Annotated in this window: 25 protein-coding genes and 1 pseudogene; 11 read left to right on the top strand and 15 right to left on the bottom strand. The window is 66.2% G+C overall.

Annotated elements, in window-relative coordinates; translation table 11 throughout:
* Window positions 1-48 precede the first annotated feature (48 nt).
* The gene (locus OG716_RS14385) at window positions 49-1047 is read right to left on the bottom strand and encodes a sigma-70 family RNA polymerase sigma factor (protein WP_405138127.1); all 999 of its coding nucleotides are present in this window, start codon (window positions 1045-1047) and stop codon (window positions 49-51) included.
* Between the two features lie 269 nt (window positions 1048-1316).
* Between OG716_RS14385 and OG716_RS14380 the strand changes: the two genes are divergently transcribed.
* From OG716_RS14380 to OG716_RS14370, 3 genes are all read left to right on the top strand, one after another.
* On the top strand, window positions 1317-1694 hold the full coding sequence (locus tag OG716_RS14380) for a VOC family protein (protein WP_405138126.1): 378 nt from the start codon (window positions 1317-1319) through the stop codon (window positions 1692-1694).
* A gap of 150 nt (window positions 1695-1844) precedes the next feature.
* Window positions 1845-3176: a S8 family peptidase gene (locus OG716_RS14375; protein ID WP_405138125.1), complete on the top strand. Its 1332-nt coding sequence runs from the start codon at window positions 1845-1847 to the stop codon at window positions 3174-3176.
* Between the two features lie 9 nt (window positions 3177-3185).
* Window positions 3186-3437 carry a hypothetical protein gene (locus OG716_RS14370; RefSeq protein ID WP_405138124.1) on the top strand — a complete coding sequence of 84 codons (252 nt, stop codon included), beginning with the start codon at window positions 3186-3188 and terminating at the stop codon, window positions 3435-3437.
* 27 nt (window positions 3438-3464) lie between these two features.
* On the opposite strand, the gene OG716_RS14365 is transcribed toward OG716_RS14370, so the two are convergent.
* The gene (locus tag OG716_RS14365) at window positions 3465-4439 is read right to left on the bottom strand and encodes an LppP/LprE family lipoprotein (RefSeq protein WP_405138123.1); all 975 of its coding nucleotides are present in this window, start codon (window positions 4437-4439) and stop codon (window positions 3465-3467) included.
* A 338-nt stretch (window positions 4440-4777) separates the two neighbouring features.
* Between OG716_RS14365 and OG716_RS14360 the strand changes: the two genes are divergently transcribed.
* The gene (locus OG716_RS14360) at window positions 4778-5338 is read left to right on the top strand and encodes a hypothetical protein (protein ID WP_405138122.1); all 561 of its coding nucleotides are present in this window, start codon (window positions 4778-4780) and stop codon (window positions 5336-5338) included.
* A 71-nt stretch (window positions 5339-5409) separates the two neighbouring features.
* Here OG716_RS14360 and OG716_RS14355 read toward each other — a convergent pair whose 3' ends face one another.
* Genes OG716_RS14355 through OG716_RS14345 form a run of 3 tightly spaced genes read right to left on the bottom strand, consistent with a single transcriptional unit; the run spans window position 5410 to window position 7383 of the window.
* Window positions 5410-5982 carry a dihydrofolate reductase family protein gene (locus OG716_RS14355; protein WP_405138121.1) on the bottom strand — a complete coding sequence of 191 codons (573 nt, stop codon included), beginning with the start codon at window positions 5980-5982 and terminating at the stop codon, window positions 5410-5412.
* Window positions 5983-6007: 25 nt separating this feature from the next.
* A complete protein-coding gene (locus tag OG716_RS14350; protein WP_405138120.1) occupies window positions 6008-6742 on the bottom strand; it encodes an SRPBCC domain-containing protein in 735 nt (244 codons plus the stop codon).
* A 2-nt stretch (window positions 6743-6744) separates the two neighbouring features.
* Window positions 6745-7383 (bottom strand): ArsR/SmtB family transcription factor, encoded by a 639-nt coding sequence (locus tag OG716_RS14345; RefSeq protein ID WP_405138119.1) that lies wholly within the window; start codon window positions 7381-7383, stop codon window positions 6745-6747.
* Window positions 7384-7559: 176 nt separating this feature from the next.
* On the opposite strand from OG716_RS14345, the gene OG716_RS14340 reads away from it, so the two are divergent.
* The gene (locus OG716_RS14340; protein ID WP_405139687.1) at window positions 7560-9014 is read left to right on the top strand and encodes a CoA transferase; all 1455 of its coding nucleotides are present in this window, start codon (window positions 7560-7562) and stop codon (window positions 9012-9014) included.
* 18 nt (window positions 9015-9032) lie between these two features.
* Here the strand turns inward: OG716_RS14340 and OG716_RS14335 are convergent, their stop codons facing one another.
* A complete protein-coding gene (locus tag OG716_RS14335) occupies window positions 9033-9674 on the bottom strand; it encodes a hypothetical protein (RefSeq protein WP_405138118.1) in 642 nt (213 codons plus the stop codon).
* Window positions 9675-9893: 219 nt separating this feature from the next.
* On the opposite strand from OG716_RS14335, the gene OG716_RS14330 reads away from it, so the two are divergent.
* Window positions 9894-10394 carry a hypothetical protein gene (locus OG716_RS14330; protein WP_355127411.1) on the top strand — a complete coding sequence of 167 codons (501 nt, stop codon included), beginning with the start codon at window positions 9894-9896 and terminating at the stop codon, window positions 10392-10394.
* 222 nt (window positions 10395-10616) lie between these two features.
* Here the strand turns inward: OG716_RS14330 and OG716_RS14325 are convergent.
* The 3 genes and pseudogenes from OG716_RS14325 to OG716_RS14315 all read right to left on the bottom strand — a co-directional run.
* A pseudogene (locus tag OG716_RS14325) lies at window positions 10617-10808 on the bottom strand (cytochrome P450); the annotation flags it as partial.
* 111 nt (window positions 10809-10919) lie between these two features.
* Window positions 10920-12089: a P1 family peptidase gene (locus tag OG716_RS14320; protein WP_405138117.1), complete on the bottom strand. Its 1170-nt coding sequence runs from the start codon at window positions 12087-12089 to the stop codon at window positions 10920-10922.
* Window positions 12090-12713 (bottom strand): TetR/AcrR family transcriptional regulator, encoded by a 624-nt coding sequence (locus OG716_RS14315; protein WP_405138116.1) that lies wholly within the window; start codon window positions 12711-12713, stop codon window positions 12090-12092.
* A gap of 117 nt (window positions 12714-12830) precedes the next feature.
* Between OG716_RS14315 and OG716_RS14310 the strand changes: the two genes are divergently transcribed.
* Entirely contained in the window at window positions 12831-14243 is a 1413-nt protein-coding gene (locus OG716_RS14310) for an APC family permease (RefSeq protein ID WP_405138115.1), read from the top strand.
* Between the two features lie 66 nt (window positions 14244-14309).
* On the opposite strand, the gene OG716_RS14305 is transcribed toward OG716_RS14310, so the two are convergent.
* Window positions 14310-15263, bottom strand: a complete 954-nt coding sequence (locus tag OG716_RS14305) for a pyridoxal-dependent decarboxylase (protein ID WP_405138114.1) — start codon at window positions 15261-15263, stop codon at window positions 14310-14312.
* Between the two features lie 177 nt (window positions 15264-15440).
* Here OG716_RS14305 and OG716_RS14300 point away from each other — a divergent pair, with 177 nt between their 5' ends.
* On the top strand, window positions 15441-15794 hold the full coding sequence (locus tag OG716_RS14300) for a hypothetical protein (RefSeq protein ID WP_405138113.1): 354 nt from the start codon (window positions 15441-15443) through the stop codon (window positions 15792-15794).
* A gap of 265 nt (window positions 15795-16059) precedes the next feature.
* Window positions 16060-16227 (top strand): hypothetical protein, encoded by a 168-nt coding sequence (locus tag OG716_RS14295; RefSeq protein WP_405138112.1) that lies wholly within the window; start codon window positions 16060-16062, stop codon window positions 16225-16227.
* Window positions 16228-16274: 47 nt separating this feature from the next.
* On the opposite strand, the gene OG716_RS14290 is transcribed toward OG716_RS14295, so the two are convergent.
* Window positions 16275-17201, bottom strand: coding sequence for a LysR family transcriptional regulator (locus OG716_RS14290; RefSeq protein WP_405138111.1), 927 nt, complete (start codon window positions 17199-17201; stop codon window positions 16275-16277).
* 87 nt (window positions 17202-17288) lie between these two features.
* Here OG716_RS14290 and OG716_RS14285 point away from each other — a divergent pair, with 87 nt between their 5' ends.
* Both OG716_RS14285 and OG716_RS14280 read left to right on the top strand, forming a co-directional pair.
* Entirely contained in the window at window positions 17289-17855 is a 567-nt protein-coding gene (locus OG716_RS14285) for a UbiX family flavin prenyltransferase (protein WP_405138110.1), read from the top strand.
* Window positions 17856-17906: 51 nt separating this feature from the next.
* Window positions 17907-19400, top strand: coding sequence for a UbiD family decarboxylase (locus tag OG716_RS14280; protein ID WP_405138109.1), 1494 nt, complete (start codon window positions 17907-17909; stop codon window positions 19398-19400).
* A gap of 42 nt (window positions 19401-19442) precedes the next feature.
* On the opposite strand, the gene OG716_RS14275 is transcribed toward OG716_RS14280, so the two are convergent.
* From OG716_RS14275 to OG716_RS14260, 4 genes are all read right to left on the bottom strand, one after another.
* Window positions 19443-20216 (bottom strand): MerR family transcriptional regulator, encoded by a 774-nt coding sequence (locus OG716_RS14275; RefSeq protein WP_405138108.1) that lies wholly within the window; start codon window positions 20214-20216, stop codon window positions 19443-19445.
* 104 nt (window positions 20217-20320) lie between these two features.
* Window positions 20321-21841 (bottom strand): flavin-containing monooxygenase, encoded by a 1521-nt coding sequence (locus OG716_RS14270; protein ID WP_405138107.1) that lies wholly within the window; start codon window positions 21839-21841, stop codon window positions 20321-20323.
* Window positions 21838-22761, bottom strand: a complete 924-nt coding sequence (locus OG716_RS14265) for a ferritin-like domain-containing protein (RefSeq protein ID WP_327146195.1) — start codon at window positions 22759-22761, stop codon at window positions 21838-21840. Before OG716_RS14265 ends, OG716_RS14270 begins: the two co-directional genes overlap by 4 nt.
* 1 nt (window position 22762) lies before the next feature.
* Window positions 22763-23668, bottom strand: a complete 906-nt coding sequence (locus OG716_RS14260; protein WP_405138106.1) for an SDR family NAD(P)-dependent oxidoreductase — start codon at window positions 23666-23668, stop codon at window positions 22763-22765.
* Window position 23669 lies beyond the last annotated feature (1 nt).

Raw genomic sequence — 23669 nt, 5'->3', positions numbered from 1 at the left:
CGTGCGATGACCAATGCCGCTGCCGTGCAACGGCGGACACGCTCGGAGTCAATCTGCGAGCGTGTCCGGGAAGCCGAATGTCGTGGTGAGCAGCGTGGAATGGTGGAATGCGACCGCGCTGGTCACGCCGGTGGCGGTGACTTCCAGGACGACCACCCCGTACGCCCGGAGGCGTCCGTCCGCATCGCGTTGATAGACGACGGCGGCGGGCTGACCGTTGGCGCTGGTCGCCAGCATCCGCCAGTCGCCAGGTGCACCCAGGACATATTCGTTGAGCACGTGGATGCACATCGTCCGTCCGGCCTGCCAATCGCGGAACGGTGTGGCCTCCAGGGTGGCGTCCGCGCGCAGCACCTGTTCCAGCAGTGTGGCATCGGACTGCTCGAAGGCGGCGATGTATCCGTCCAGCAGTGCGCGGGCTCGCGGGTCGGCGGGTTCGAGCAGTTCCGCGGGCTGGGGGCCGAGTTCGTCGAGGCGGGCGCGGGCTCGCTGCAGGCCGCTTTTGACTGCGGCGGTGGTGGTTTCGAGGATCTCCGCGGTTTCGGCGGCGGAGAACGCCAGCACCTCGCGCAGGATGAGGATGGCGCGCTGGCGGGCGGGCAGGTGCTGCAGGCTCGCGATGAGGGCCAGTCGCACCGATTCGCGCGCGACTACCACCACCGCCGGATCGTCGTCGGCCGGGAAGATCCAGCCGTCCGGCAGCGGCTCCAGCCATGAAACCTCGCCTGGTGCAGCAGGACTCGGCGGGCGATCGGGTCCGTCGTAGGGGCCTGCCAGGCCCGAGGGGAGGACTCGAACTCGTCGCGATCGCAATGCGGTCAGACAGACATTGGTGGCGATTCGATAGAGCCAGGACCGAATCGACGACCGGCCTTCGAATCCGGCGTAGGACCGCCAGGCCCGCAGGTAGGTCTCCTGCACCAGGTCCTCGGCATCGTGGGCCGAGCCGACCATCCGATAGCAGTGCGCCAGCAATTCCCGGCGGAACCGCTCGGTCTCCGCCGCGAACCGGTCCTGGTTCGGCGCCGGCCGCAAATGCGACGTCATGCGCCGAGCCTAAACCGCCGCCGGACTGCCGGTCGGTACACATTCGCTGCTGACTGCTTGCCTGCCATGCGCGCACTCCTACTTCAGGGCCGGTCCCACGGGTCGGAACCGTTCGCCATTACGACCGCTCCGCCGCATAAAAGGAATCGAATCCCAGGTCAGGGTGCCTTCGGTAACTCGGCGAGAGGTTGCGGGATCGCTCGTCCGCCGCAACTATGGCGGTAGTGACGAACTCCGGGGCGAGGCCGGGGTGATGAGCGGGGAGAGCTATGACCGCGATTGCGCGTTTCGGAGCGATTTCGCTCGACAGCCGAGATCCTCGACGTCTCGGGCAGTTCTATCGAGCATTGCCGGAGTTCGAGATTCGACACGAATCCGAGGAACTGGTGGTGCTTCGAGGCGACGGAGTGACGCTCACAATCGAACACGTAGCCGACCATCAGCCACCGGACTGGCCTGGTGACCAGGTTCCCAAACAGATGCACCTGGATCTCTTCGTGACCGACCTCGACACCGCCGAACGCGCAGCCATCACCTGTGGCGCGACCAAGCCCGCCTTCCAGCCCTCCCCGGACCGCTGGCGAGTCCTCCTGGACCCGTCGGGCCACCCCTTCTGCCTCACGGTGATGTCCGGCAGCGGTGAGTGAATCCCCGCCGCGTGTAGCTGAGTGCGGAACGACGTATTCGGCGTTGTAGGTCGTCCGTTGTAGTCGCCGGGGGTCGGGTCGCTGTCATAAGGTTGCGCATTCTTTTCGACCCGCGAGCGGTCTCGGGCGAATGGCGGCAGGATGGCGGGTATGCGTCTTCTGATTCAGCTTCGCCCGGCGGCCGAACTGGTTGCGGCAGTGGCAGATCCCGGGGTCACGGTTCGCTCTTCCGACATTCTCGGCGAATCGGGCGGGCTTGTGCTCGATGATTCGTTCGCGCCGATTGTGGTGCCAGGACCTGCGCCCAGTGGTTCGGCGGGGCCCGAGTACTCGCTGGCGCCCGAACACGCGACGGTGCTGGTGCGTGGTGAGATTCCGGATGACGACGTTGCCGCGGGGATTCGGGTGCTGAACCAATCACCCACGATCACAGGGGTATTCGCGGATCCGGTGATCGAGACGTGCCTCACGTGTGGCGGTGATCCGGCGGTCGGGAACTGGCACGATATCGAATCCCGGCTGCATGTCGATCAACTCACCGCTGCCGGGCTCAACGGTGCGTCCGTGGCGCTCGCCGTTGTCGACACCGGAATCAATGCCGCGTTTGTCGGAAAGGTTCGCGGCACGCCACCGATCATCGACAAGAGCCGTAGCTGGAATCCCTCGGGAGTGACCGGGACGGCGGGGGAGTTCCCGGTGGCGCACGGCTCGATGTGCGCGTTCGACGTGCTCATCGCCGCACCGCAGGCGACGCTGCTCGATATTCCGGTCATGCAGAGCACCCGGCACGGCAGCACGGTCATGGACGGGCTGCTGTCCGATGCCGTCGCCGCCTACGCGCAGCTGCGCACCGTGCTGAGCAATCAGCCGGATTCCTCACGCGCGCTTGTGGTCAGCAACAGCTGGGGGTCGTTCTCGCCGCAGTGGGATTTCCCGGTCGGCAATCCCGGTAACTACTCCGACAATCCCGCGCACCCGTTCAATGTCATTGTCGGATCACTCGAAGCCGCCGGGGCGGACATTATTTTCGCTGCCGGAAATTGCGGCCGGGACTGCCCGGACGCACGCTGTGCCTACCCGAGTCAGCCGATCGGCGGCGCGAATTCGCATCCGAGCGTGCTGAGCATCGGCGGTGTCGATGACACCGGCGCCCGGGTCGGCTACTCCTCGCAGGGCCCGGGTCGCCTGAGCGCGCAGAAACCCGATATCTGCTCCTACACACACTTTCTCGGGTCGACGGCTTTCGGCGCGGGCGAGCCCGATACCGGCACGTCCGCCGCCTGCCCGGTGACGGCCGGTGTGGTCGCCGCCATCCGCACCGAATGGTCCGCGACCGCACTGCCGCCCGCCCAGCTGCGGGCCCTACTGCGCAGCACCGCTACCGATCGCGGAACCCCGGGCTTCGACAACGATTACGGATTCGGCGTCATCGATACCGCCGCCCTGCTCACGCAGCTGCGCAGCACCGTCCCGCACGCGTAGCGTGAAACCATGCCGCTGCTGACCGTTCGGCTCGCCCAGGACGCGACTCTCGAGCTCGCCTTGCGCACCCTCGGGCTCGCCGTGGGCGATGTCGACGCCGGTTACGGTCTGGTTCCACTCGATCCGGCGCAGGGTCTGTACGCCGTGCGCGTCACCGATTCCGCCGCATCCCGCCTGGCGACCGCCGATGATGCGGGGGTCGGCATCTTCGCCGACCCCCGCATCGAACCCAGCCGTGAGGGCCCCGAATCTGCTGAGTGAGAACGCATTCGGGGCGCCTCGCGGCTGTCAGCGGCAGATCTTGGCGGCGACGTCGGCGGGAACGCCGATCTCGGTGCAGTGCAGAGCGCTGCCCAGATCCGCCGGTTTCCACCCGCCTTCGGCCGCCACATAGTGGAACAGGACCTGGGCGCGATTGACGGTGTTGTTGTGGGTTCCGCTGTGCGCCATCGCCCAATCACCGGCACAGTCGATCTGATCCTCGAGCTCGATCGGCTTCGCCAACCGCGACTCGATATCCGTACCCTTCAATGCCGCGAGCAGGGTGGTCTTGGAGACCGGGCACGCGGCCGGGGCCGGGGAACCTCCCGAATTCGGATCCGTTGCCTGCGTGGGGAAGTCGCGATCGGGAGTCACCGTGTGATTGTCCGAGCCCAGCGTGAGCGTGACGGTCACCGGCCCGCCCGAGGGGCAGCAGCTGGCATCCTGACCCGCCAGCCAGCGGTACTGCACCTGCACGCTGCGATCCGACGACCCGACCACCGTCGTATAGGCGGTCGAATTCTTGGTCGCGGTCCCCAGATAGCCGGCGTGATTGAACAGCATCACCTGCCAGGGCGAGCTCGCGGTGCCGTGCGGTGTCCCGGCGAGCACCCACAGCAGGCTGGGGCAGGAGCCGACCGCGGCATCGGTGCCGCTGTCCGCGTAGAACCCGTCGCCGCCGACATTGGCGCCGAGCCTGCCGAGCGCCGCGGTGACCACCCCGGAGGTGAGATCCACGCATTTGCCGTTCCCGGCGGTGGCGGTAGCGTCATTGTCACCGGGCTGCCCGCCGCCCGGTGACTGCTGTCCGGAACCCGGTGACTGCTGCCCGCCGCCCGGTGATTGCTGGGTGGTCGATCCCTGGGCCGATCCCGGCGGGGCGGCAGTGACGGAAGGCGACGCCGACGACCCCCCGGCCGCAGGCGTCGTCGTGCCGTCCTGGCATGCCGTCGCCAGGGCCACCACGGCGATCGCCGCGATGATTCCGACAATTCGCTTCATGCGTTTCCTTCCACTCGGTACTACCCAACACGTCGCGCCGGAGACGAAAAACGTTGCGCCCCCGCTTTTATGGGCATACCCGGCGGACACCGTGCGATCGAAGCCGGCGATGGGCCGCGCCGGCGAGTTATCCCGCCGGTTATCGTTGATTCATCACGTGGCGCCGGTGCGCAGATACGGCTCCGGTCCACAGTGGGAACGGGGAGGAAACAGTGTGGCGGTTCTGAGGGAGAATACGGACATGAGTGACGCGGTAAGACAGAAGTTCAGAGATCAGCCCGGGCTACCGGCAGTAGTTGCGATGACGGGTGCCACGGCATCTGTCGGCGGTTAGCTCGATGTCGGACCAGGAAGTTCCGGGACGGGGATCCCTGCCGGGGCCCGGCGGGAACAGGTTCGATGCGGTGGAACGGTTGCGCCGGAAGCTGGAAGGCCTGAAGGCCGCCGAGACCGGTTTCCCCGAGGCGGGGCCGGACGGTTCGAAACTCACCCGCCTGCCGCGCCGCCCGCGGCGGATGACGGAGGAAACCGACGAGCGTCCCCGCAAAACGTGGCATTCGGAAATCGGCTCCGTCTACGATCCCGCGCCGACCAGGCCGGTACTGCGATCGGAACTGCAGCGTGAGACCGGATGGTGGCAGGTCGATCCCGGCCAGGCCCCGCATTCCGCCGCGGCCGATGAGCCGGGCAGAGCCGAGCATGACGCGAGTGTCATCGATCTCGGCGCAGTACGACGGAAACGAGCCGGTGACGACGCCCCGGCCGCAGGTATGCGGCGTATGCCCAGACCGCGCCGAATCGGATCCGATAAAAGCGAGGAATCGGGCGGCGATCCGGACGGTGGCCAGCGCGGCGACCCCGGTTCTCCCCAGCCGGGCGGACGTTCTCCGCGGCGCTGATTTCTGCTCCGTCACAGGTGGATTCGACCGGACCGCCGCCCGTGAGGGGCGACGGCGCGGCGCGGTTTTTGTCAGTGAATGACGTCGAAGACGTTCTTCTGCAGGCCGTTCGAGTAGGTCTCGGACTCGACCAGCTTCAGCTTCTGCGTGTCCTTGTCCGTAGTGCTGAACAGCCGCTTGCCCGCGCCGAGCAGGAGCGGGAATACGAGCAGGTGGTAGCGGTCGATCAGGCCCCCGTCGGAAAGGCTTTGGTTCAGCGCGGCGCTGCCGTGGACGATGATCGGGCCGCCCTCGGTGTCCTTCAGTGCGGCGACCTGGTCGAGTGAGCGCAGGATTGTGGTCTCGCCCCAGTTCGAGACCAGATCGTTCTCGGTGAGGGTGGTGGAGACGACGTACTTCGGCATCGACTTGTAGTCGGCGAAATCTTCCATATCGGGCCATACGGGGCTGAAGGCCTGGTAGCTGACCCGGCCCAGCAGCATCGCGCTGGATTCCTTCTGTTCCCGCCCTTTGATTTCGAAGGCGTCGGGGACGAATTCGATGTCCTTGAAGGTCCATCCGGAATTGCGGTAGCCGGGTTCGCCGCCGGGGCCCTCCACGACGCCGTCGAGCGAAATGAAGGCGGTGCTGATCAGAGTGCGCATGGTTGTCTCCCTTGGTTGGTGAATGTCAGCTGACGAGCTTGGTGAGCCACTGCTGCCAGGCGGCTTCCGCCCCAGCGGTTTTCGGTGCGAACAGGTGATGGAACATCAGCGCCGTACCGGTCGGGCCCTGGTGGAAGGAGTAGAGCCCGTCGGCGGTGCGAAGCCCGATGCGCTCGTCATCCGCCCAGACCACTTCGCCGTCCAGCGGCGGCAGTCGCTCCGGCGCCGCCTGCGCGCGTGCGCCCACGGTGAGCGGGGTGGGCAGTGCCAGCCTGCGCAGGAGCGCCGCGCGCACGTCCTGCATCGACTTCCCGTGTGCCACAGCGAAAACGGGAACTCCAGTACGACCGGGGAAGTGTGTCAGGTACTCCTGCAGCGTGTGCAGGTGGAAGGGCCAGCCGCGGCGCAGAGCGTCGTACTCGTCCTGCCAGTTGTCGCCGAGCATGCCGCTCTGCACGACCCGCAGTACGGTGCTGCCGCCCGCACGGCCCTCGATCAGATACTCGAAGGCCATGAACCGGCCGTCCTCGGCGGCGGCGGTGCGAGAGGCGAGACGCTTACCGGGCTCGTAGGCGGTGATCACCGCTTCCTCCCGATGGCCGCCGGTGTCCATGGCGGCCACCCCGCCCTTGCGTGGCTCGATGTCATTGCGCCCCATGAACCAGGAGTCGATCCCCGGTCCCGTGGCGATGGCCTCCCAGACCTGTTCCGGGTTCGCCGGCAGTGTCGTCTCCAGTTCGATCTCGAACGGATGCGGCATTGTCAGTTCTCCTGTCCTGCTTCGGTTTCGGAAATTTCCGGCAGTTGTCTCGGGGCTGTCGGCGTGGTCGGGATCTGGTGGAGTCCGACGACCACCCGGTGGGTCCGGCCTCCCGCGGCGGACTCATCGTGGTAGCGGCCGACCAGGGTCGTCACCGCCTGGGCCAGCTCCTCGGTGAACGCCGCCCGATCGGCCGCGGAGGCGAACCGCACCTGGGCGTCGATGCCGAAGGTGGCGACCCGCTGTTTCGCGCGCTGAGCGCCGGTCAGCAGTGCGCCGACCTCCTGCAGCAGCCGGGAGCCCAGGGCCAATAGCCAATAGCCCGACAGCTGGTCGGGAGACCGGGCCGGGTCCGGACTGATGGCCCCCAGCGCGCTGGGAGAGATCACGTACGAGCCTGCGGTGGCGCGGTACACCCGCTCGGTGACATTGCCCTTGCGGCGTTCCACCTCGAGCTCGACCAGCCCGTGCCGTTCCAATTCCTTGAGGTGGTAGTTGACCTTCTGCCTCGGCAGCCCCAGTCGAACGGCCAGCATGGCAGCCGAGCCGGGCTCGGCCAGTGCGGCGAGGATCCGGGACCGGATCGGGTCCAGGGACGCCTCGGCCGCGGCGGGTTCTTCGATCACTGCTACGTCCAGCACGGGTCCACCCTGCAACCGACGAAAAAAATTGTCAAGGACAACGGTTTTGTCGGTGCAGGTTGAAGGTGTGAGGGCCGGCACGCTCCGGGCGGGCGGACATACTGAATCGAACACTGCGCGTTGGGGACTCGTCGAAACTCAGGTGGATCGACTGTCCGCTCCCGAAGGAGACATAGATTACTGACCAGGCAATCAGCCCGGATATCGCCGCTCTCGACCACGTCGCGGCCCTGGACGGCCTACTGGCGAACCTCGGACTCTCGGCCGAAAATGTCGGCGGTAGTGTCAGTTTCGACGGTCAGGATCCGATCCTGCCGGCCCGGCATCGGCTCGGCGCCGGTATCGGTATTCCGATCATGGCGGCGGCCGTCGGCGCGGTCGCCCTGCATCGCCGACGGGGCGGTCCGGATCAGGATGTGCATCTGGATCTGCGGCAGGCCGTGCACGGCATCACCCCGCATGCGTTCTGGCATCCCACGCTGGCCGGTGAACTGCCGCCGCATCCACTGGTCGCGGACAATCCTTTTCTGCTCGCGCCCTACCGCACCGCGGACGGTCGCACGGTGATGGCGTCGGGCGTTTACCCGCACCTGGCCGCGAAATGGTGCCGATTCCTTGATGTCCCACCCGATTACGCGAAGGTCGCTGCCGCCTTCGCGACCCGTGAGGCCGCCGAGCTCGAGGAGTCGGCCAATGCCGCGGGGCTGCCACTGTGCATCGCCCGCACACCCGAGGAATGGCTCGACCATCCCCAGGGCGCGCTGCTGGCCGGGCAGCCGGTGATCGGGCTGCGCCGCATCGGCGATGCGCCGGTGCACGACTTCGGCCCGGCCGCACGGCCTTTGGATGGTATCCGGGTGCTGTCGTTCACCCACGCCATCGCCGGACCGACGGTCGGGCGCACCCTTGCCGAGTACGGCGCGGAGGTGTTGTGCGCTACGCGTCCGAACGACTACGAGCACGACTTCATCTATGCCGAAGCCAATGTCGGCTCCCGCAGTGCCTATCTCGACCTCACCACCGATGCCGGGCGTGAACGCGCCGACCGGCTGCTGGCCGACACCCACATCGTGGTCAACAACCATCGCGGCGACAAACTCGAGAAGCTCGGCCTCGACCCGGAGCAGCTCGCCGCCCGCTATCCGGGCATCATCGTCGTCTCGGTGAGTTGCTACGGTTCCGAAGGGCCCTGGCGCACCCGCGGCGGCTTCGATATGAACGGTTCGGCGGCCTCGGGTCTGATGACGCTCGAAGGCAGCCCCGAAAACCCGAAACTGCCTGTCACCGGGATGATCAACGATTTCATCACCGGCTATATGGGAGCGATCGGTGCGCTCGCCGCACTCGGCAAGCGAGCTGGTGAGGGCGGCTCCTGGCACGTCACCGTCAACCTCACCCGCACCGCCATGTGGTACCAAACCCTCGGCCTGGTCGACCCCGAGGGCGCCGGCATCGGCGACCAGCACACGCTGCGCGAACCCGCCGCCTACGATGCCCCCAGCCCTCTCGGCGACATCCACATGCTCGCCCCTCCGGTCCAGTTCTCCGACTTCACCCCCGCATGGCCCGACCCGCCGCTCGTACCCCGTGGCTCCAGTCGGCCCGAATGGCAAGCCGGCAAGCACGAGTGACACTCGAATCCGCCCATGTCAGACGGTAGCGGCATGCCCGATAATGATGTTGCCGTACGAGTTTCGCGCATAGACCCGCACGGTGTCCTGTCCCTGACCGACCGCCGCCGGCTGGTTGTGCACGCTGCCGTTCTGGGTGGTGGTCTCCAGCCGTGCCGTGCTGCCCGGGCTGATGCCGACCTCCAGTTCGCCCATGCATGTTTCGAGCTCGAGCACACCGCGTGAGGCTTCGCCGATGCGGATATTGCCCTTGGCGGTCTTCGCGGTGACCGAACCGCGCACGCGGCCGATGGTGATATCGCCCGCGGCGAGTTCCAGTTCGCAGGGCCCGAGTTCGCCGACGCTCCGCAACACGCCCATACCGGCGATGGCTTTGAGCCGGGAGCCGCTGGGGACCTGAATAGTGACTTCGATCGAGGGGTTGCCGCTGAAGGGTGTGTAGGTGCGCCACCCCTTCGGCGTTTTCACGCTGAGGGTACCGGCGGAGAAATCGACCTGCGTGTGCGCGGCAGCGCGCACGTCGTCTCGCTTGGACTGATCGGTGGGGTTGATGTCGACGACGGTGTCGGTGCGGTCGGAGGCGACGACGGTGACGTTGCCGTACAGCACATCGACGGTGATGGCGATCGGTTCCGGTGTGGCGAATGCGATGTTGTTCATGTGAATACTGTCGCGAGTAGCGCTGATACCGCCCTGATGCCGACCTGACACGTCCGAGATCGGGTGCGAACTATGAGGATCTGGACTGAAAGTGCTCTAACGCTTGCTTCGGGTAACCGTTGGACAGGTCTCGTCAGTACTGTCGGGGGTCGTGCGGCGTCCCGGCCGGGTGGCTGTGACATCGCGCGACAGATTTACTCGAACGCAAAGGATGAGTAGTTGACGTTTCAGAAGACTGGACGCATTGCGATCGCGGCGCTGGCTGCCGTAACCGTGCTCGGGTTGTCGGCGTGTGGCAGCGGTGACAAGACGACGAGCGCCAAGCCCGCCAAGACCTCCACGTCGCAGACGGTGGCCGCCCAGACCTTCCCGCCGGCCCCCACCGCGGCGGACCTGAACACCGCAATGCAGAGGGTGCTCGACCCCAGCGTTCCCGACTCCGAGAAGCTGGACCTGATGCAGGGCATGCAGGCGGACCCGGGCCTGCCCACGCGGATTATCGACGCCTACAAGCAGAACAATGCCACCATCACCGTCACCAGCGTCACCGACCTGGGCAACGGCACCCTCACCGCCGACGCACAGGCCGCGATCAATGGCGGCGCACCGCAGCAGGCGGTGGTGCCCTTCGTGGTCGAGGACGGTAAGTGGAAGGTCCAGAAGGAATGGATCTGCAACATCCTGACCCTCGGCAACCAGAGCTCGCCCGCCTGCAGCTGATTCGGGTACGAATGGTCCGCGCCGAGGATTGCGCGGACCTTTCGGTGCTGTGGTGGAGTGCGCGTTAGGGCGGATCCGCCTTGGGCTAGGACGATTCCAAGTGGACCGGGAGTTGGGCGTGGTCGTTGGAGATGAAGCTGCCGACTGTCTTCGGGGTGGCGGGGCGGCGGCGAGGGTCAGGGTGGGGAAGCGGGTGAAGAGCGCGGGTAGGGCCACCGTGGCTTCGAGTCGGGCCAGAGGGGAACCCAGGCAGTGGTGGACGCCGTGGCCGAAGGCCAGGTGCTGGTCCTTGGTGGTGCGGGCCGGATCGAACTCGTCCGCGGTGGGGCCGTGCACCTTCGGATCGCGGTTGGCGCCGGCGTAGGACGCCAGAATGGGGTCGCCCCTGTGGGTCCGGGACAATCGGCTGTGCATTCATCGTATTCTCCTCACAGCTCCGACAGCGGTCTTCCGCGTTGCGCGGACAATGTCGACGGTTGTGCGGTTGCCCCAAACATGCTGTGTGGCAGTTGCTTCGGGTGAGAACTACCCCTCCGCAAGCGCGGCGAGCAGTTGATCGTGGGGGAGTGCGGGGGAGTGATGGCCGTCGCGGCCGGTCATATCGGTATTGACGATGAGGCTGTTCAGAACGGCTTCCTCGACCGCTTCGACGACGGCGGTGTAGAGGGAATCCATACGGTTCCAGGGCATTCGGGCGGTGGTGACCAGTTCGTCGCCGCTGGGATCGCCGATCGGAAACCCGGTGTCGGAAGCGCGGTCGCCGGCCGTGGAGAACGCGAGGAACAGATCGCCGGAGAAGAGGCTGCCGGTGGTTCCCGTGCGCGCGAGCCCGAACGGGACTCGGCGGGCCATGGCCTTGCACTGCAACGGTTCGAGAGGTGCGTCCGTGGCGACGATGACGATCACCGAACCCGAACCGCCGGGTGCGGCCGGAACCTGGTCCGGCGCCGTGCCCCAACTGGTGGACTCTTGCGGATTGTCCACCATGAGCCGTTCACCGACGCGCCGCCCTCGAATCGTAAGTTCCTGTCGCGAGCCGAAATTCGCCTGTAGGAATACCCCGACGGTGTACGTCTGCGCACCGAATTCGACGAGCCGCGACGCGGTGCCGCTGCCGCCCTTGAAGGCATAGCAGTTCATCCCGGTGCCACCGCCGACCGAACCCTCCTGAACCGGACCCGACTGTGCCGAATCCAGCGCGGCCCCAACAAGTTCCGGCGTGACATGCTGGCCGTTGATGTCATTGAGATAGCCGTCCCAGGTCTCGGCGCAGACCGGTAGCAGCCACTGCCGGCTCAGATCCGGTCGCACGGCATTGATCCAGCCGATGGTGCCGGTGTGACAGGCCCCGATGGCATGGGTATTGGAGATGGTCACAGGCATCGACAGCTGGCCGACCTCGTCGATCCATGCGGTGCCGGTCATTTCGCCATTGCCGTTGAGCGAGTAGCGCCCGGCGGCACAGGGCCTGCCCACACCGTCCCGGCCCCGCGGCAGGATCGCCGTCACGCCGGTGCGCACCGGCCCGTCGCCCACTCGCAGCGGTCCCGCACCCTCGATCAGGGTCCGGTACCCCACCTCGACTCCGGGAACATCGGTAATGGCATTCCACGGTCCGGGCGTCCCCGCCGGATGCAGGCCGAGGGCGCGGGCCCGGGGTCGTCCGTCGGGGGAGAACGATCGGGACTCGGTCATTCAGAAGCCTTTCGACGGTGTCGTAATATCCGGGCAGCAGGTCGCCGTCCGGGCATAGGAGCAAATCAGCTGAGCGGCACGGGCTTTGGTCACCGACCGATTCCCGGTGACGATGTGCAAGCCGTATGCGTCCTCCAGGGCAACCAGATTCGCGGCCACCTCCAGGATCGGCGCGTCGATCATGAAGTGCCCCTGGGCACTTCCGACCTCGAGTGCGCTCATATAGACCGCGACCTGCGTGTCGAACAGCGCAGTGATCAGATCACCGTGTTCGGCCGCGATATTGCGATACGCCACCAGCCGGTACAGCGCGACGACCAGTTGGTCGTTGTCGTCGGCGGGCAGTCCGGCCCAGATCATCGCCCCGATCTTCGCCCTGGCATCCGGGATGTCGGCGACCATGGCCAGGCGCGCACCGAAGAATCGATCGCTCGCCTCCCGGTGGACTTCACGCAGCAGCGTGTCCAGATCATCGAAGTAGTAGTGCACCGTCGCGGGTGAGACGCCCGCGAGTTCGGCCACATCCCGAATCCGGAGCCGGCCGACCTCGCGGTGGGATACCGCCGTCAGCGCAGCGTCGAGGATGGTGCGGCGTGCCCGCACCTGATCCTTCCGGCGTGCCATCCGTTCCCTCCCGTTTCTTGCCTTGATGATGAGTTAAGTACTTGTTACGTCTGAAACACCGTATTGCCAGCGAGTTTGGATCATTCTTTGATTGTAAATCAAAGAAAGGAGTCGGTCATGGCGATGCACCCTTCGACCGGCCGAACAGCCGCTGGCGCCCCGGAAAACAGTTACGAACAACAGCTTTCGCGGGCCCTCGGGATGGGGGAGAACATTCTGATCACGCTGTCGGCGGTGACGCCGGCCTCGAGCGTGTTCGTCATCATTCCGTCGATCCTGCTGGCGGTGGGCGGAGCGTCGGTGCTGACGCTGGGCATCGCCGCGCTCGCGTCCGTGTGCGTCGGCCTGTGCTACGCCGAACTCTCGGCGCGGTATCCGATCGCGGGCGGCGAATACACCTGGGCCGCAAGGCTGCTCGGACGTCCCCTCGGCTTCGCGATGTTCCTGCTCACCATGGTCAACGGGGTACTGATCATCTCGGTCATCGCGCTGGGGACCGGCGACTACCTCGGCGTGGCCATCCCGAGACTCGGGGGCAAATGGGTCGGCGTGGCCGTCATCGTGGTGACCACCGGTGTGGCGCTGCTCAATATCAAGACCAATGCCTGGGTCACGGGGATATTCCTGGCCGTGGAGGTCGCGGCCATCAGTGTGCTTGTCTTCCTGGGCTTCCGGCAGGTCGAACGTGGTCCGGCGGAGTGGTTCCATCCGCTCACCGCAGGTGGCAGCGGCACAATCGGAGTCGGTATGGGTGCACTACCTGCCCTGATTCCGGTAGCGCTGTTCGCCTACAACGGTTACGGCGCCGCCATCTACTACTCGGAGGAAACCAAGAACGCCACCAAGACGATCGGCCGGGTCATCATGGTCTGCCTGGCCGCGACCGTCGCCATCGAAATCCTGCCCATCGCCGCGGTGGTGCTCGGCGCACCGTCGATGACCGACCTGCTGCGGAGCCCCGCCCCGCTGAACTACTTCCTGACCGCGCGCGGCGGTTCCGCCGTGAATACCGTTGTGAGCGTGGGCATTGCGATCGCCATCATCAATGCGGTCATCGCGATCATCCTGCAGATCTCCCGCCTGGTCTTCGCCTCGGCCCGCGATCGCAGCTGGCCCGAGCCGATCGACCGCACCCTGTCGGCCGTGCACCCGCGCCTGCGCACCCCGGTGGCCGCCACCATCCTGGTGGGCGCGATCGCCGCGATCGCCGCCGCGGTCCTGCCTCTGAACTGGCTGATCACCGCGACCGGTGCGGGCCTGGTCCTGGTGTACCTCTTCGTGGCACTGGCCGCACTTCGCGTGCGCCGCACGGGCGCTTCGGAGACCTATCGCATGCCGCTGTGGCCGCTGCCGCCGCTGATCGTCATCGCGGTCATGGTGTACGCCGGATACAGCCTCGGAAAGGACTCCTGGCAGCAGCTGGTGGTAGCGATCGTCACCATGGTGCTCGGTATCGTGTACTACTTGATCTATCTGCGTCCCCGCGCCTCCGAACGCTGGCTGCTCCCCGATCCGGTGCACGAACCCTGAACCGGCGCTGGGCCATCGCGGCCGGTCCGGCCCGAAGCTGAGGGAGCTCTACGACTCTCCTCGCCGTCAGTGGGCGAAGCCGTCGCGGTGGATATCGGGGAGTGGCCCGTCGTGCGCATCGAGTTCGCCGATGGAGTCGTCGATGGCACGGACCAGTCGCTCCGCGAGATCGAGCGTCAGGCCGTAGCGGCAGACGATGCGTGCCACCACGGTGTCCTCCGCGTCGGGCGCGAGGGTGTATGTGGGCACCTGCCAGCCACGTTCGCGCAGTTTCGCGGCGAAGTGCCGCATCCAGGGGCCGTCGGGACCGTGTGTCCCGAAGGCGATGACCGGCAGGTCGCGACCGTCGCCCCAGATGCGGAAGCCGCGTTCGGCGATCGCCTCGGCGAGGTATGCGGCGACCTTCGAGGCCTGAGCGACCAGGCCGACGAACCCGGGCCGGCCGAGTCGCAGGAAGGTGGCGTACTGGTCGATCACGGGCGCGGCGGGCCGGGAGTAGGTCAGGGAGAAGGTGGGTGCCGGTTCGCCACCGAGCAGATTGATCTGGAACGTCAGGGACTCGGGAAGATACTGCCGCTCGCGCCACAATGCCCATCCCAAGCCGAGATTGGCCAACCCGAACTTGTGACTCGAGGCGTCGATCGAGACCACACGGGGTAGCTGGAAGTCCCACGGGGCAGCGTCCGGCTGAAACGGGGCGTAGAAGCCGCCGCTGGCCGCGTCCACGTGTATACCGATGTCGGGGCCGCCATGTGCGGCCAGCGCGTCGAGCGCCTCGGAGATCTGCAGCACGGGGTCGTACCGCCCGGTCGCGGGGTAGCCGAGGGTCGCTACCACGCCGATGGTGTTCGCGTCGCACGCGGCGGCCACCTCTGCGGGATCCAGCGTCGTCTGATCGTGGCGGATCGGCAGTTTCCTCGGCTGCACATCGAAGTACAGGCATGCCTTGTCCCAGCACGGGTGGCAGGCGGAGGAGAAGACGATATTAGGCGTACCGAGCTCGGTATCGCTCTGGCGCAATGAGTTCCGCAGGTCTGCCCTGTTGCCCGACGAGTCGGCATTCGCATCAGACCGGTTGGTTCCCGGCGAAACGTGTAGTTCTGATCCTGAGGTTCTTCTTCGGAGATCCACAGGCTATGACCAGGACCGCGCGGCACTGTGGATGGAGTAATGGTGTCGGCGAAAGCGAGGTCCACGATGGTCGAGTTCGAGCTCACGGGGACGACTGTGACAGTGCATGTGACCGGAGCGCATCGGGTGCTGGCGCTGCGCGAGCAGGTGACTTTCGATCTATCGCAGATCACCCAGGTCGTGATGGCCGAAGTGGATCTGCGCCCGCCGTGGGTGCGCGCACCCGGCACCTTCTTCCCCGGCGTGATCGCGGCAGGCACCTTCCGGGGCAAGGGCCGCAAGGAGTTCTGGGACACCCAGTTCGGCGGCCAGGGCATCCGCATCGAACTCTCCGGAGCTCCCCTGACCCGCCTTGTTGTCGACGTGGCCGATCCGAAACTGGCCACGGCCACCCTGCGCACCGCCGCCGCGGCCGCCTGATTCAGGCCGCCGCACGGAGACGCATTCGCGATGGCAGTCGAGGGCACCGTCGCAGATCTATTGCTCCTCGTAGCAAGTCGAAATGCGAGACTCTCCGCCCTCACCCGAGCAGGGTGCGGATGCTGCCCGGACGATCTCCGCGGACGCTCGGATAACGATCCGGCGCCGTCGTGGTCAGCGGATGGACACGTCATGCGTGGACGGGGGTGAGAACGGGAACACCACCCCTGCAAGCTTTTCGAAGGCGGCGACCGAGGAGGACACCATGAACGAGCCCGTGTGCATCGACTGCTGGCGCCGCGACAACCTCACCTTTGTCCAGCGGCTGGATCCCGCGTTCTACCGGCCCGGTCCAGTGCACCGCTGCGCCATGCACCGCGCCCTGCACGATGATCCCGGCACCGGTACGGGAACCACCCGCCAAGCTGCGTGAATCGACTGTCCGGCACGGCATCCCGATACGGGCGGCCGTGCCGGCGCCTAGCGCGGCGATCCGTCCGGCGCTCGGCTCCCGGACGAGGTGACCAGCGCCCTCGTCGCGAGCTTGGCGAAGTCGCGAACCTTGCTGTCGTCATTGCCTTTTCGCCAGACCAGCACCACGCGGGCGTCCGGCATCCCGGTGAACGGAATGAACTGCACGTCCGGGTGTGAGAAGTGGGTGGGCATGGCGGAGGTGGTGAGGAAGACGCCATTGTTGTGCGCGACCGCGCCGAGCATCTCCGGTTCGGTGCGGGCGGCGGGCAGGCGGGGGATGGGCCGGCCGGTAGGAGTCAGTGCGGGCGGCCAGAACGTGCGCGCCAGTTCCGGCGGCACCTGCGGGGATGGACCGATGACAGGCAGTTCGGCCAGGTCCTCGAGCGTGATGACCGGTGCGTTCGCCCGCGGGTGCGCTTTGGAAATCGCCAGCATGCGCGGGAAACTGCCGATTTCCGGTCCGATCACCAGGCCGGGTTGCTCGACGGGCGCCAGGCAGAGCTGGATATCGATCTCCGAGCGGTACAGCGCGCCGAAGACGTCGGTCCACGGCACCTGGACCAGTTCGAGTGGACAGTCCGGGAACTGCGTGCGGTGGCGCGCAATCGGTTCGGCGAGTGTGCTGATGTAGGGCCCGAGGAAGCCGATACGGATGCCCTGTGCGGCGGACCGGGTATCGGCCACCACCCGCTGCAGCTCGGTGAAGGCCGGGCGCAGGCCGCGAAGCAGGCGCTCACCCAGCGGATTCAGCATTACGCGGCGGCTGGTCCGCTCGAACAGCAGGCCACCCACCCGCCGTTCCAGCGCGCGCAGCAGCTGGCTCACCCGTGGTTGCGAGAGACCGAGTCGTGTTGCGGTACGGCCGAAATGGAGTTCTTCGGCGAGAGTCAGGAAGATCTCCAGTTCGGTGAGATCTATACGATCGGTGTCCATAACTCCTCAGCCATTGATAACCCCTGCTTCTCAATAGTGGCCGATTCTCTCGTTGATGGCCAACGCTGGGAACTCGATCCTTGTCTGGTGGACAAAACGCAACGACTCGTCGTGGGTATCAGCGGTGCGACCGGCATCGCCTACGGTGTCCGGGTGCTGGAGCTGGCCCGCAAGGCCGGCGTCGAAACCCACCTCGTTGTCAGCCCGGCGGCACAGCAGACCAGGGCGTACGAGACGGATTTGAGCGCCCGCGATCTCGCCGCCATGGCGGATGTGACCTATCGGCCCGCGGATATCGGCGCGGCCATCGCGTCCGGCTCGTTCCGCACCGCGGGGATGATCGTGGCGCCCTGCTCGGTGCGGACGCTGTCGGCCGTGGCCTACGCCAATAACGACAATCTGCTGACCCGCGCCGCCGATGTCACGCTCAAGGAGCGCCGGAGGCTGGTGCTGATGGTGCGCGAAACCCCGTTCACCCTGGCGCATTTGCGGGCGATGACGGCCGTGACGGAAATGGGCGGCATCATCATGCCGCCGGTGCCCGCGTTCTATCTGAAGCCGGACTCGGTCGAGGACATTGTCGACCACACCGCGGGCCGCGCCCTCGACCTGCTCGGCATCGACGTTCCGGATCTGCCGCGCTGGGGTGAGTAGTCCACGAAACCTGTTCGGTCAGTTCGCTATTGGCAGTAAGGAAATCCCTGTATGACGCACCTGCGCAGCCTGCGTGAGTTCATTTCGGAGCTGGAGAGCATCGGCGAGATCCAGCAGATCGACACCGAGGTGGACTGGAATCTGGAACTGGGCGCGGTGATCCGCCGATCCTACGATCTGCGCGCTCCCGCACCGCTTTTCACCAATATCACCGGCTATGGCGACAGCGGGTTCCGGGTGCTCGGCGCGCCCGGCGCGCTCAGCGGACCGAAGCACCGGCTGGCGCGGATCGCGCTCGCGGTCGGCCTGCCCTATGACGCGACCGGTCAGCAGATCGTCGAGGCCCTGGCCGATGCGCGGTCCAAGCCGGGTATCGCGCCGGTGGTGGTGTGGCCCGCCGATGCACCGTGCAAGCAGAACATCGTGACCGGCGACGATATCGATCTCTTCGCGTTCCCCACGCCGCTGATCCACGGCGGCGACGGCGGCCGCTACATCCAGACCTACGGCATGAATATCGTCAAGACGCCGGACGGCTCCTGGACCAACTGGTCGATCAATCGCATGATGATCGCCGATAAGAACACGCTGGCCTGCCTGATTCCGGGGCCGCAGCATCTGGGCGTCATTCGCTCCAAGTGGATCGAGGCCGGCGAACCCATGCCGATCGCGCTGGCCATCGGCGTCGAGCCGGGTCTGCCGTTTGTCGGCGGTATGCCGATCCCCGAGGGCGAGGACGAAAGTCATTACCTGGGAGCGCTTTTCGGTGAGGGCATCGAACTGGTCGCGGCCGAGACCGTCGACCTGCTGGTACCCGCGACCGCGGAAATAGTGATCGAAGGGCACATCCTGCTCGACGAGACGATCATGGAGGGGCCGTTCAACGAGTTCCCCGGCTACAACGCCACCGAGGCCAGCCCGAAGCAGGTCTTCAAGGTCAGCGCCATCACCTACCGCGACGGCGCCATTCAGCCCGTGGTCGCCGCCGGTCCGCCGGTGGAGGAGGACCACACCATCATCGGCACCACCAGCGCCGCGGAGATTCTCTACCTATTGCGTCAGGCGGAACTGCCGATCGCCTCGGCCTGGTACAACTACGAGGCCGCGGTGCACTGGCTGACGCTGTCGGTGCGCCAGGATTGGCACGAGACGACCGGGCTTGGTTCGCACGAGCTGGTGGACAAGATCGCCGAGGTGATCTTCACCGGTAAGCCGTCGGTCAATGCGCCCAAAATCCTGCTGGTCGAGGACGATGTCGACATCACCGATCTGGAACAGGTGGTGTGGGCCTTCGCCACCCGCTCGCATCCGGACCTCGATCGGGGCGAATTCCATTACGCCCACAAGGTTTCCGATCAGCTCGCGGTGTACCTCTCCAAAGAGGAGTCGCACACCTTCATGGCGGGCAAGGTCATCTACAACTGCCTGCTCGCCGACCTGTACCCGGAGGGTAAGCGCCCGGTGAAGGGCAGCTTCGAAAACGGCTGGCCCACCGAGATCCAGGAGCGCGTGCTGGCCAACTGGGAGAAGTACGGCTACCGGTAGCACCGGCCGACCCGGTCGTGGCGGATGTCGAGGGGTCCTCCGCTACGACCGCACCTCGGGTGCCGCCGTCGAACGCTCTTGCTCGCGTTCGGCGGCATTGGCGAGGTAATCGCCGAGCTCGCGGCGCAGCGTGACATCCAGCGAGCGGGCCAGCGTGGAGTGCACCGAGGTGACGGCCAGCTCGCGCATCTTGTTGAGCATGGCCGTGGTGCCGGCGATCTCGCTACTGGTCTCCGGCAGCCAGCCGCGGCCGTGTGCCTGTTCGATGTGCTGTTTGGCCGCGGTGATCATGGTCTGGGTGATGTCGTCGATCCGCTCGGCGACCTGCGCGTAGATCTCGATGAGAGTGCGCAGTTCGAGGCCGTACTCGTGCAGTTCGGCGAACGAGGTGAGCAGTGCGGTATCGGTGAAGGTGACAGTGTCGCCCTCGATGCGCACCAGCTTCATATCCGCGAGCTGGTCGAGCACGTCCTCGGTCTCCGCGCCGAGAATGGTGCCGACGAGTTCGCGCGGTACCTCGAAGGTTTCGGCCTCACCCCAGGCGGCTGTGACCGCATGCTGCAGGCCGAGCACCTCGCTGAGATCCTTGCCGGTCTCCCAGCTGGTGATGAAGTCGCCGATATGCGAGGTGGTGAAACCGCGCTGCAGCAGTGCGTCGATGAGACGCAGCCGTTCCAGATGGGTGTCGTCGTAAATGCTTGCGCGCCCGGCTTTTCCGGCCGGGGGCGGCAGCAACCCGCGCTCCTGATAGGCGCGCACATTGCGGGTCGTCGTGCCCGCGGCGCGAGCGAGGTCGTCGATCCGGTACTGCGGCACCGATATCACCTCCCTCGCCTCGGGGCGCCGGCCGAGCCGGCGGCCGGAACACACACGGTCCTGGACCGACCGAGTCTATCGTCCTGGCCGCCGGCCGCCGTCACCTACGAATTCACCACGATCCGTGGCGCCGTCCGCTCCGCACCGACCGGCACGACGTGGTAATCGCCGAGCTCGACCGTGCGCAACTGACCGACGTACTGGGTCGCGAAGCCCGGGTACATGGTGGCATTGAACCCATCCTCGGTGAGATACCAGCTGCGGCAGCCCGAATTCCAGGTGGTGCTGTCCAGCCGGCGCTGGATGGCGGCGTTGTACTCGTCCTGTCGCTCGCGGCGCACGTCGAGCATGCGCAGATCCCGGTCGAGAACGGTGCTGATCGCCTCGACGAGATAGTTGATCTGCGCCTCCATGTACACCAGCGCCGAATTGTGGCCCGGCCCCGAATTCGGGCCGAAGGTGAAGAACAGATTCGGATAGCCGGATACCGCGATGCTCTTGTAGGCGAACGCGCCGCGCTGCCATTCGGTGGCGAGCACCCGCCCATCCCGGCCCACGATCGGAATCGGCGTCCCGGCCTTGGACACCTCGAAGCCGGTGGCGAAGACAATGCAATCGGCTTGGTGCTCAATGCCTTCCGCGGTGCGGATGCCGCGCTCGGAGATGCGCGCGATCGGCCACGTCACCAGTTTGCAGTTCTCACGCTGCAGAGCCGGGTAGTAATCGTCGGTCATCAGCAGCCGCTTGCAGCCGGCGCGGAACTCCGGGGTGAGCTGACGGCGCAGCCACGGATCCTTCACCTGCCGTCGCAGCTGAGCGCGCCCGACCAATTCCACGACGCGGGTCAGCGGCGTATTCCAGACGACACCGAGCGCGACCGACTCGTGCCCGTAGAACCATGCTGCGCGCGACAGGGATTCGGCCGCGGGGACCCGCCGGTAGAGCTCCTTGGTCAGCGGACTGGTCTGCCGGTTGATGCGCGGCAGCACCCAGCCCGGCGTCCGCTGGAACACCTTCACCGAGGCGGCCTGGTCGACCAGTTCCGGAATGATCTGCACCGCACTGGCTCCGGTGCCGACGACCGCGACCTTCTTACCGGTGAAGTCGTAGTCGTGATCCCAGCGGGCACTGTGGATCTTGTGCCCCTGATAATCCTCGATGCCTGGAATCTTCGGCAGGCCGGCATTGGCCAGCGGGCCCGAGGCCAGCACCACGGTGCGGGCCCGGACGAGATCGGCGCGGCCCTCGACCGAGATATCCCAGACGCCGGCGTCCTCATCGAAGGCGATGCCGGTGATGTTGTGCCCGAACCGGAAATGCCGGTGCAGACCGAACTGCGTGGCCATCGATTCGATATAGCCGAGGATCTCATTGCTGCCCGAGTAGGTGTGCGACCAATTCGGATTCGGTGCGAAGCCGTAGGAGTACAGCCGCGACGGAATATCGCAGGCCGCACCGGGATAGGTGTTGTCGCGCCAGGTGCCGCCGATCGAGGTGCCGCGTTCGAAGATGGCGAAATCGCCGATCCCCTTCTGCTTCAGGCGAATCGCGGCGCCGATCCCGGCGAACCCGCCGCCGATAATGGCGACGTCGAGTATCTGGGTGTTCATGGGATCCTTCGTCATGCCGCGGGCTCGTAGGTGAGTTCCTTGGACCAGGTGGGCTGGCGCAGCCACCGCTGCGGTACATGCGCGGAGACCTTGACCAGGGCGTCGGCCATCAGGTGATACGGGTGCTCGCGATTGATCACCCAGCCGCTGTGCCGCTTGACGATCTGGAACATGGGCAGTCTGCGGGCGAATTCGCTGCGCTCGCCGACATTGGCGTACCGCTTGAACGCGGCGTACAGCTTCTCCTCGTCGACGCCCATCTCGACGATATTGTCGCGCATCTTGTTCAGCAGCGGCACGTAGCTCAGGACGCCGATGAGGAAGGTGGGCTTGACCCAGCCGCCGACCAGTTCGGTGAGCAGTTTGCGCATCCCGGCGTGCCCGAGGAGATCCATGACGGCGAAATCGACTGCGAGGTGCCGGGATTCATCGGAATTGATCTTCTTGAACGCCTCCTGGCAGATGGGATCCTCGATCTCGTCCATGATGAACTTGATGAGCGCGCCGTCCAGGGCGACCTCGAGCATGGGAATCACGGTGCCCAGGAACGACAGCGACATATCGTCGGAGTACTTGTCCAGGAAGTCGATGACCAGCTTGACATTGATATTCGGCTCGGGGATCTCGTCACCGTCGAGCATGCCCCAGCGCCGCATGAGCGCCAGTTCCGCATTGGCGTGCTTCTGCTCTTCGGCGTGGAAGTAGCGGTAGATCTCGCGCAGCGTCTCGGTGGGCGCTTTCTTCGCCATGGCGGCGAAACCGCGCGCGCCGACATTCTCGATCCACATGAGATCGGCCATGAACGGCTGGAGTTTGGCGTGCAGTTCGGGCGAGATCGTTTCCGCGCCCGGCGCATCCCAGTCGATATCGGCCAGCGCCCACTGCCGGTCCTTGATCTTCTGCAGCATATCGTCGAAATCCATAGCGTTCGCCATGTCAGACTCCCGTCTTGTCGGAGACCGAGGTCCGGTCGAGGGTGGTCGGATGCTCCTGCGGCAGTAGCCGATCCAGGAGGCCCAGCGCATAGGTGTACTGCGCGGGGAAGTAGCGCTTGAGACGCCAGACGACGTGTGCGTCCACTTGCGGCAGCACATACAGCTGGCCGCGATCGTGGGCGTCGAGGGTGGTGCGCGCGACATGCTCGGGGGAGAAGCCGGTCAGGCGCATGAGGGTGTCGGCCAGGCGGGCCGACTGCTGCGTAATGCGGCCGTCCCGCGCCACATTGGTCTTGACGAAGGTCGGGCACAGCACCGTGACGGCGACTCCGGTGCCGCTCATCTCGGCGGCCAGGGTCTCCGACAGCGAAATGACCGCTGCCTTGGAGGTGTTGTAGACCGCCATCGAGGGCGCGGCCGCGAATCCGGCGGCCGAGGCGACGTTGATGATGCCGCCGCGGCGGGCGGCGCGCAGCTGCGGTGCGAAGATCTCACAGCCGTGCACCACACCCCACAGGTTGATGCCCAGCGCCCACTCCCAATCAGCGAAGCCGATCTCGCCGACATGTTTGCCGCCGATGCCGACACCGGCATTGTTGATCACCAGGGTGATCGGGCCGCCGAAGACCGATTCAGCAAAGTGCGCAAGGACTTCCACGTCATCGCGCTTGGCGACATCGCAGCGGAACGGGTGTGCGGCGCCCGGGTGGTTCGACTCGATGAGCGCGGCGGTTTCCGCGGCGCGGACCTCGTCGATATCGGCGCAGATGACCTGTCCACCGCGAGCGGCGATTTCGAGCGCGAAGGCCCGCCCGATACCGCTACCTGCACCGGTCACCACGGCCCGGGCGTCGTAGCTGCGGCGGGGGCGAATGCTGAGGGGGATGAGTTTTTCCAGTCCGAACATG

Source organism: Nocardia sp. NBC_01388, from assembly GCF_045040085.1.
Lineage (GTDB): Bacteria > Actinomycetota > Actinomycetes > Mycobacteriales > Mycobacteriaceae > Nocardia.
This window is presented reverse-complemented; position numbering and strand designations above follow the sequence as displayed.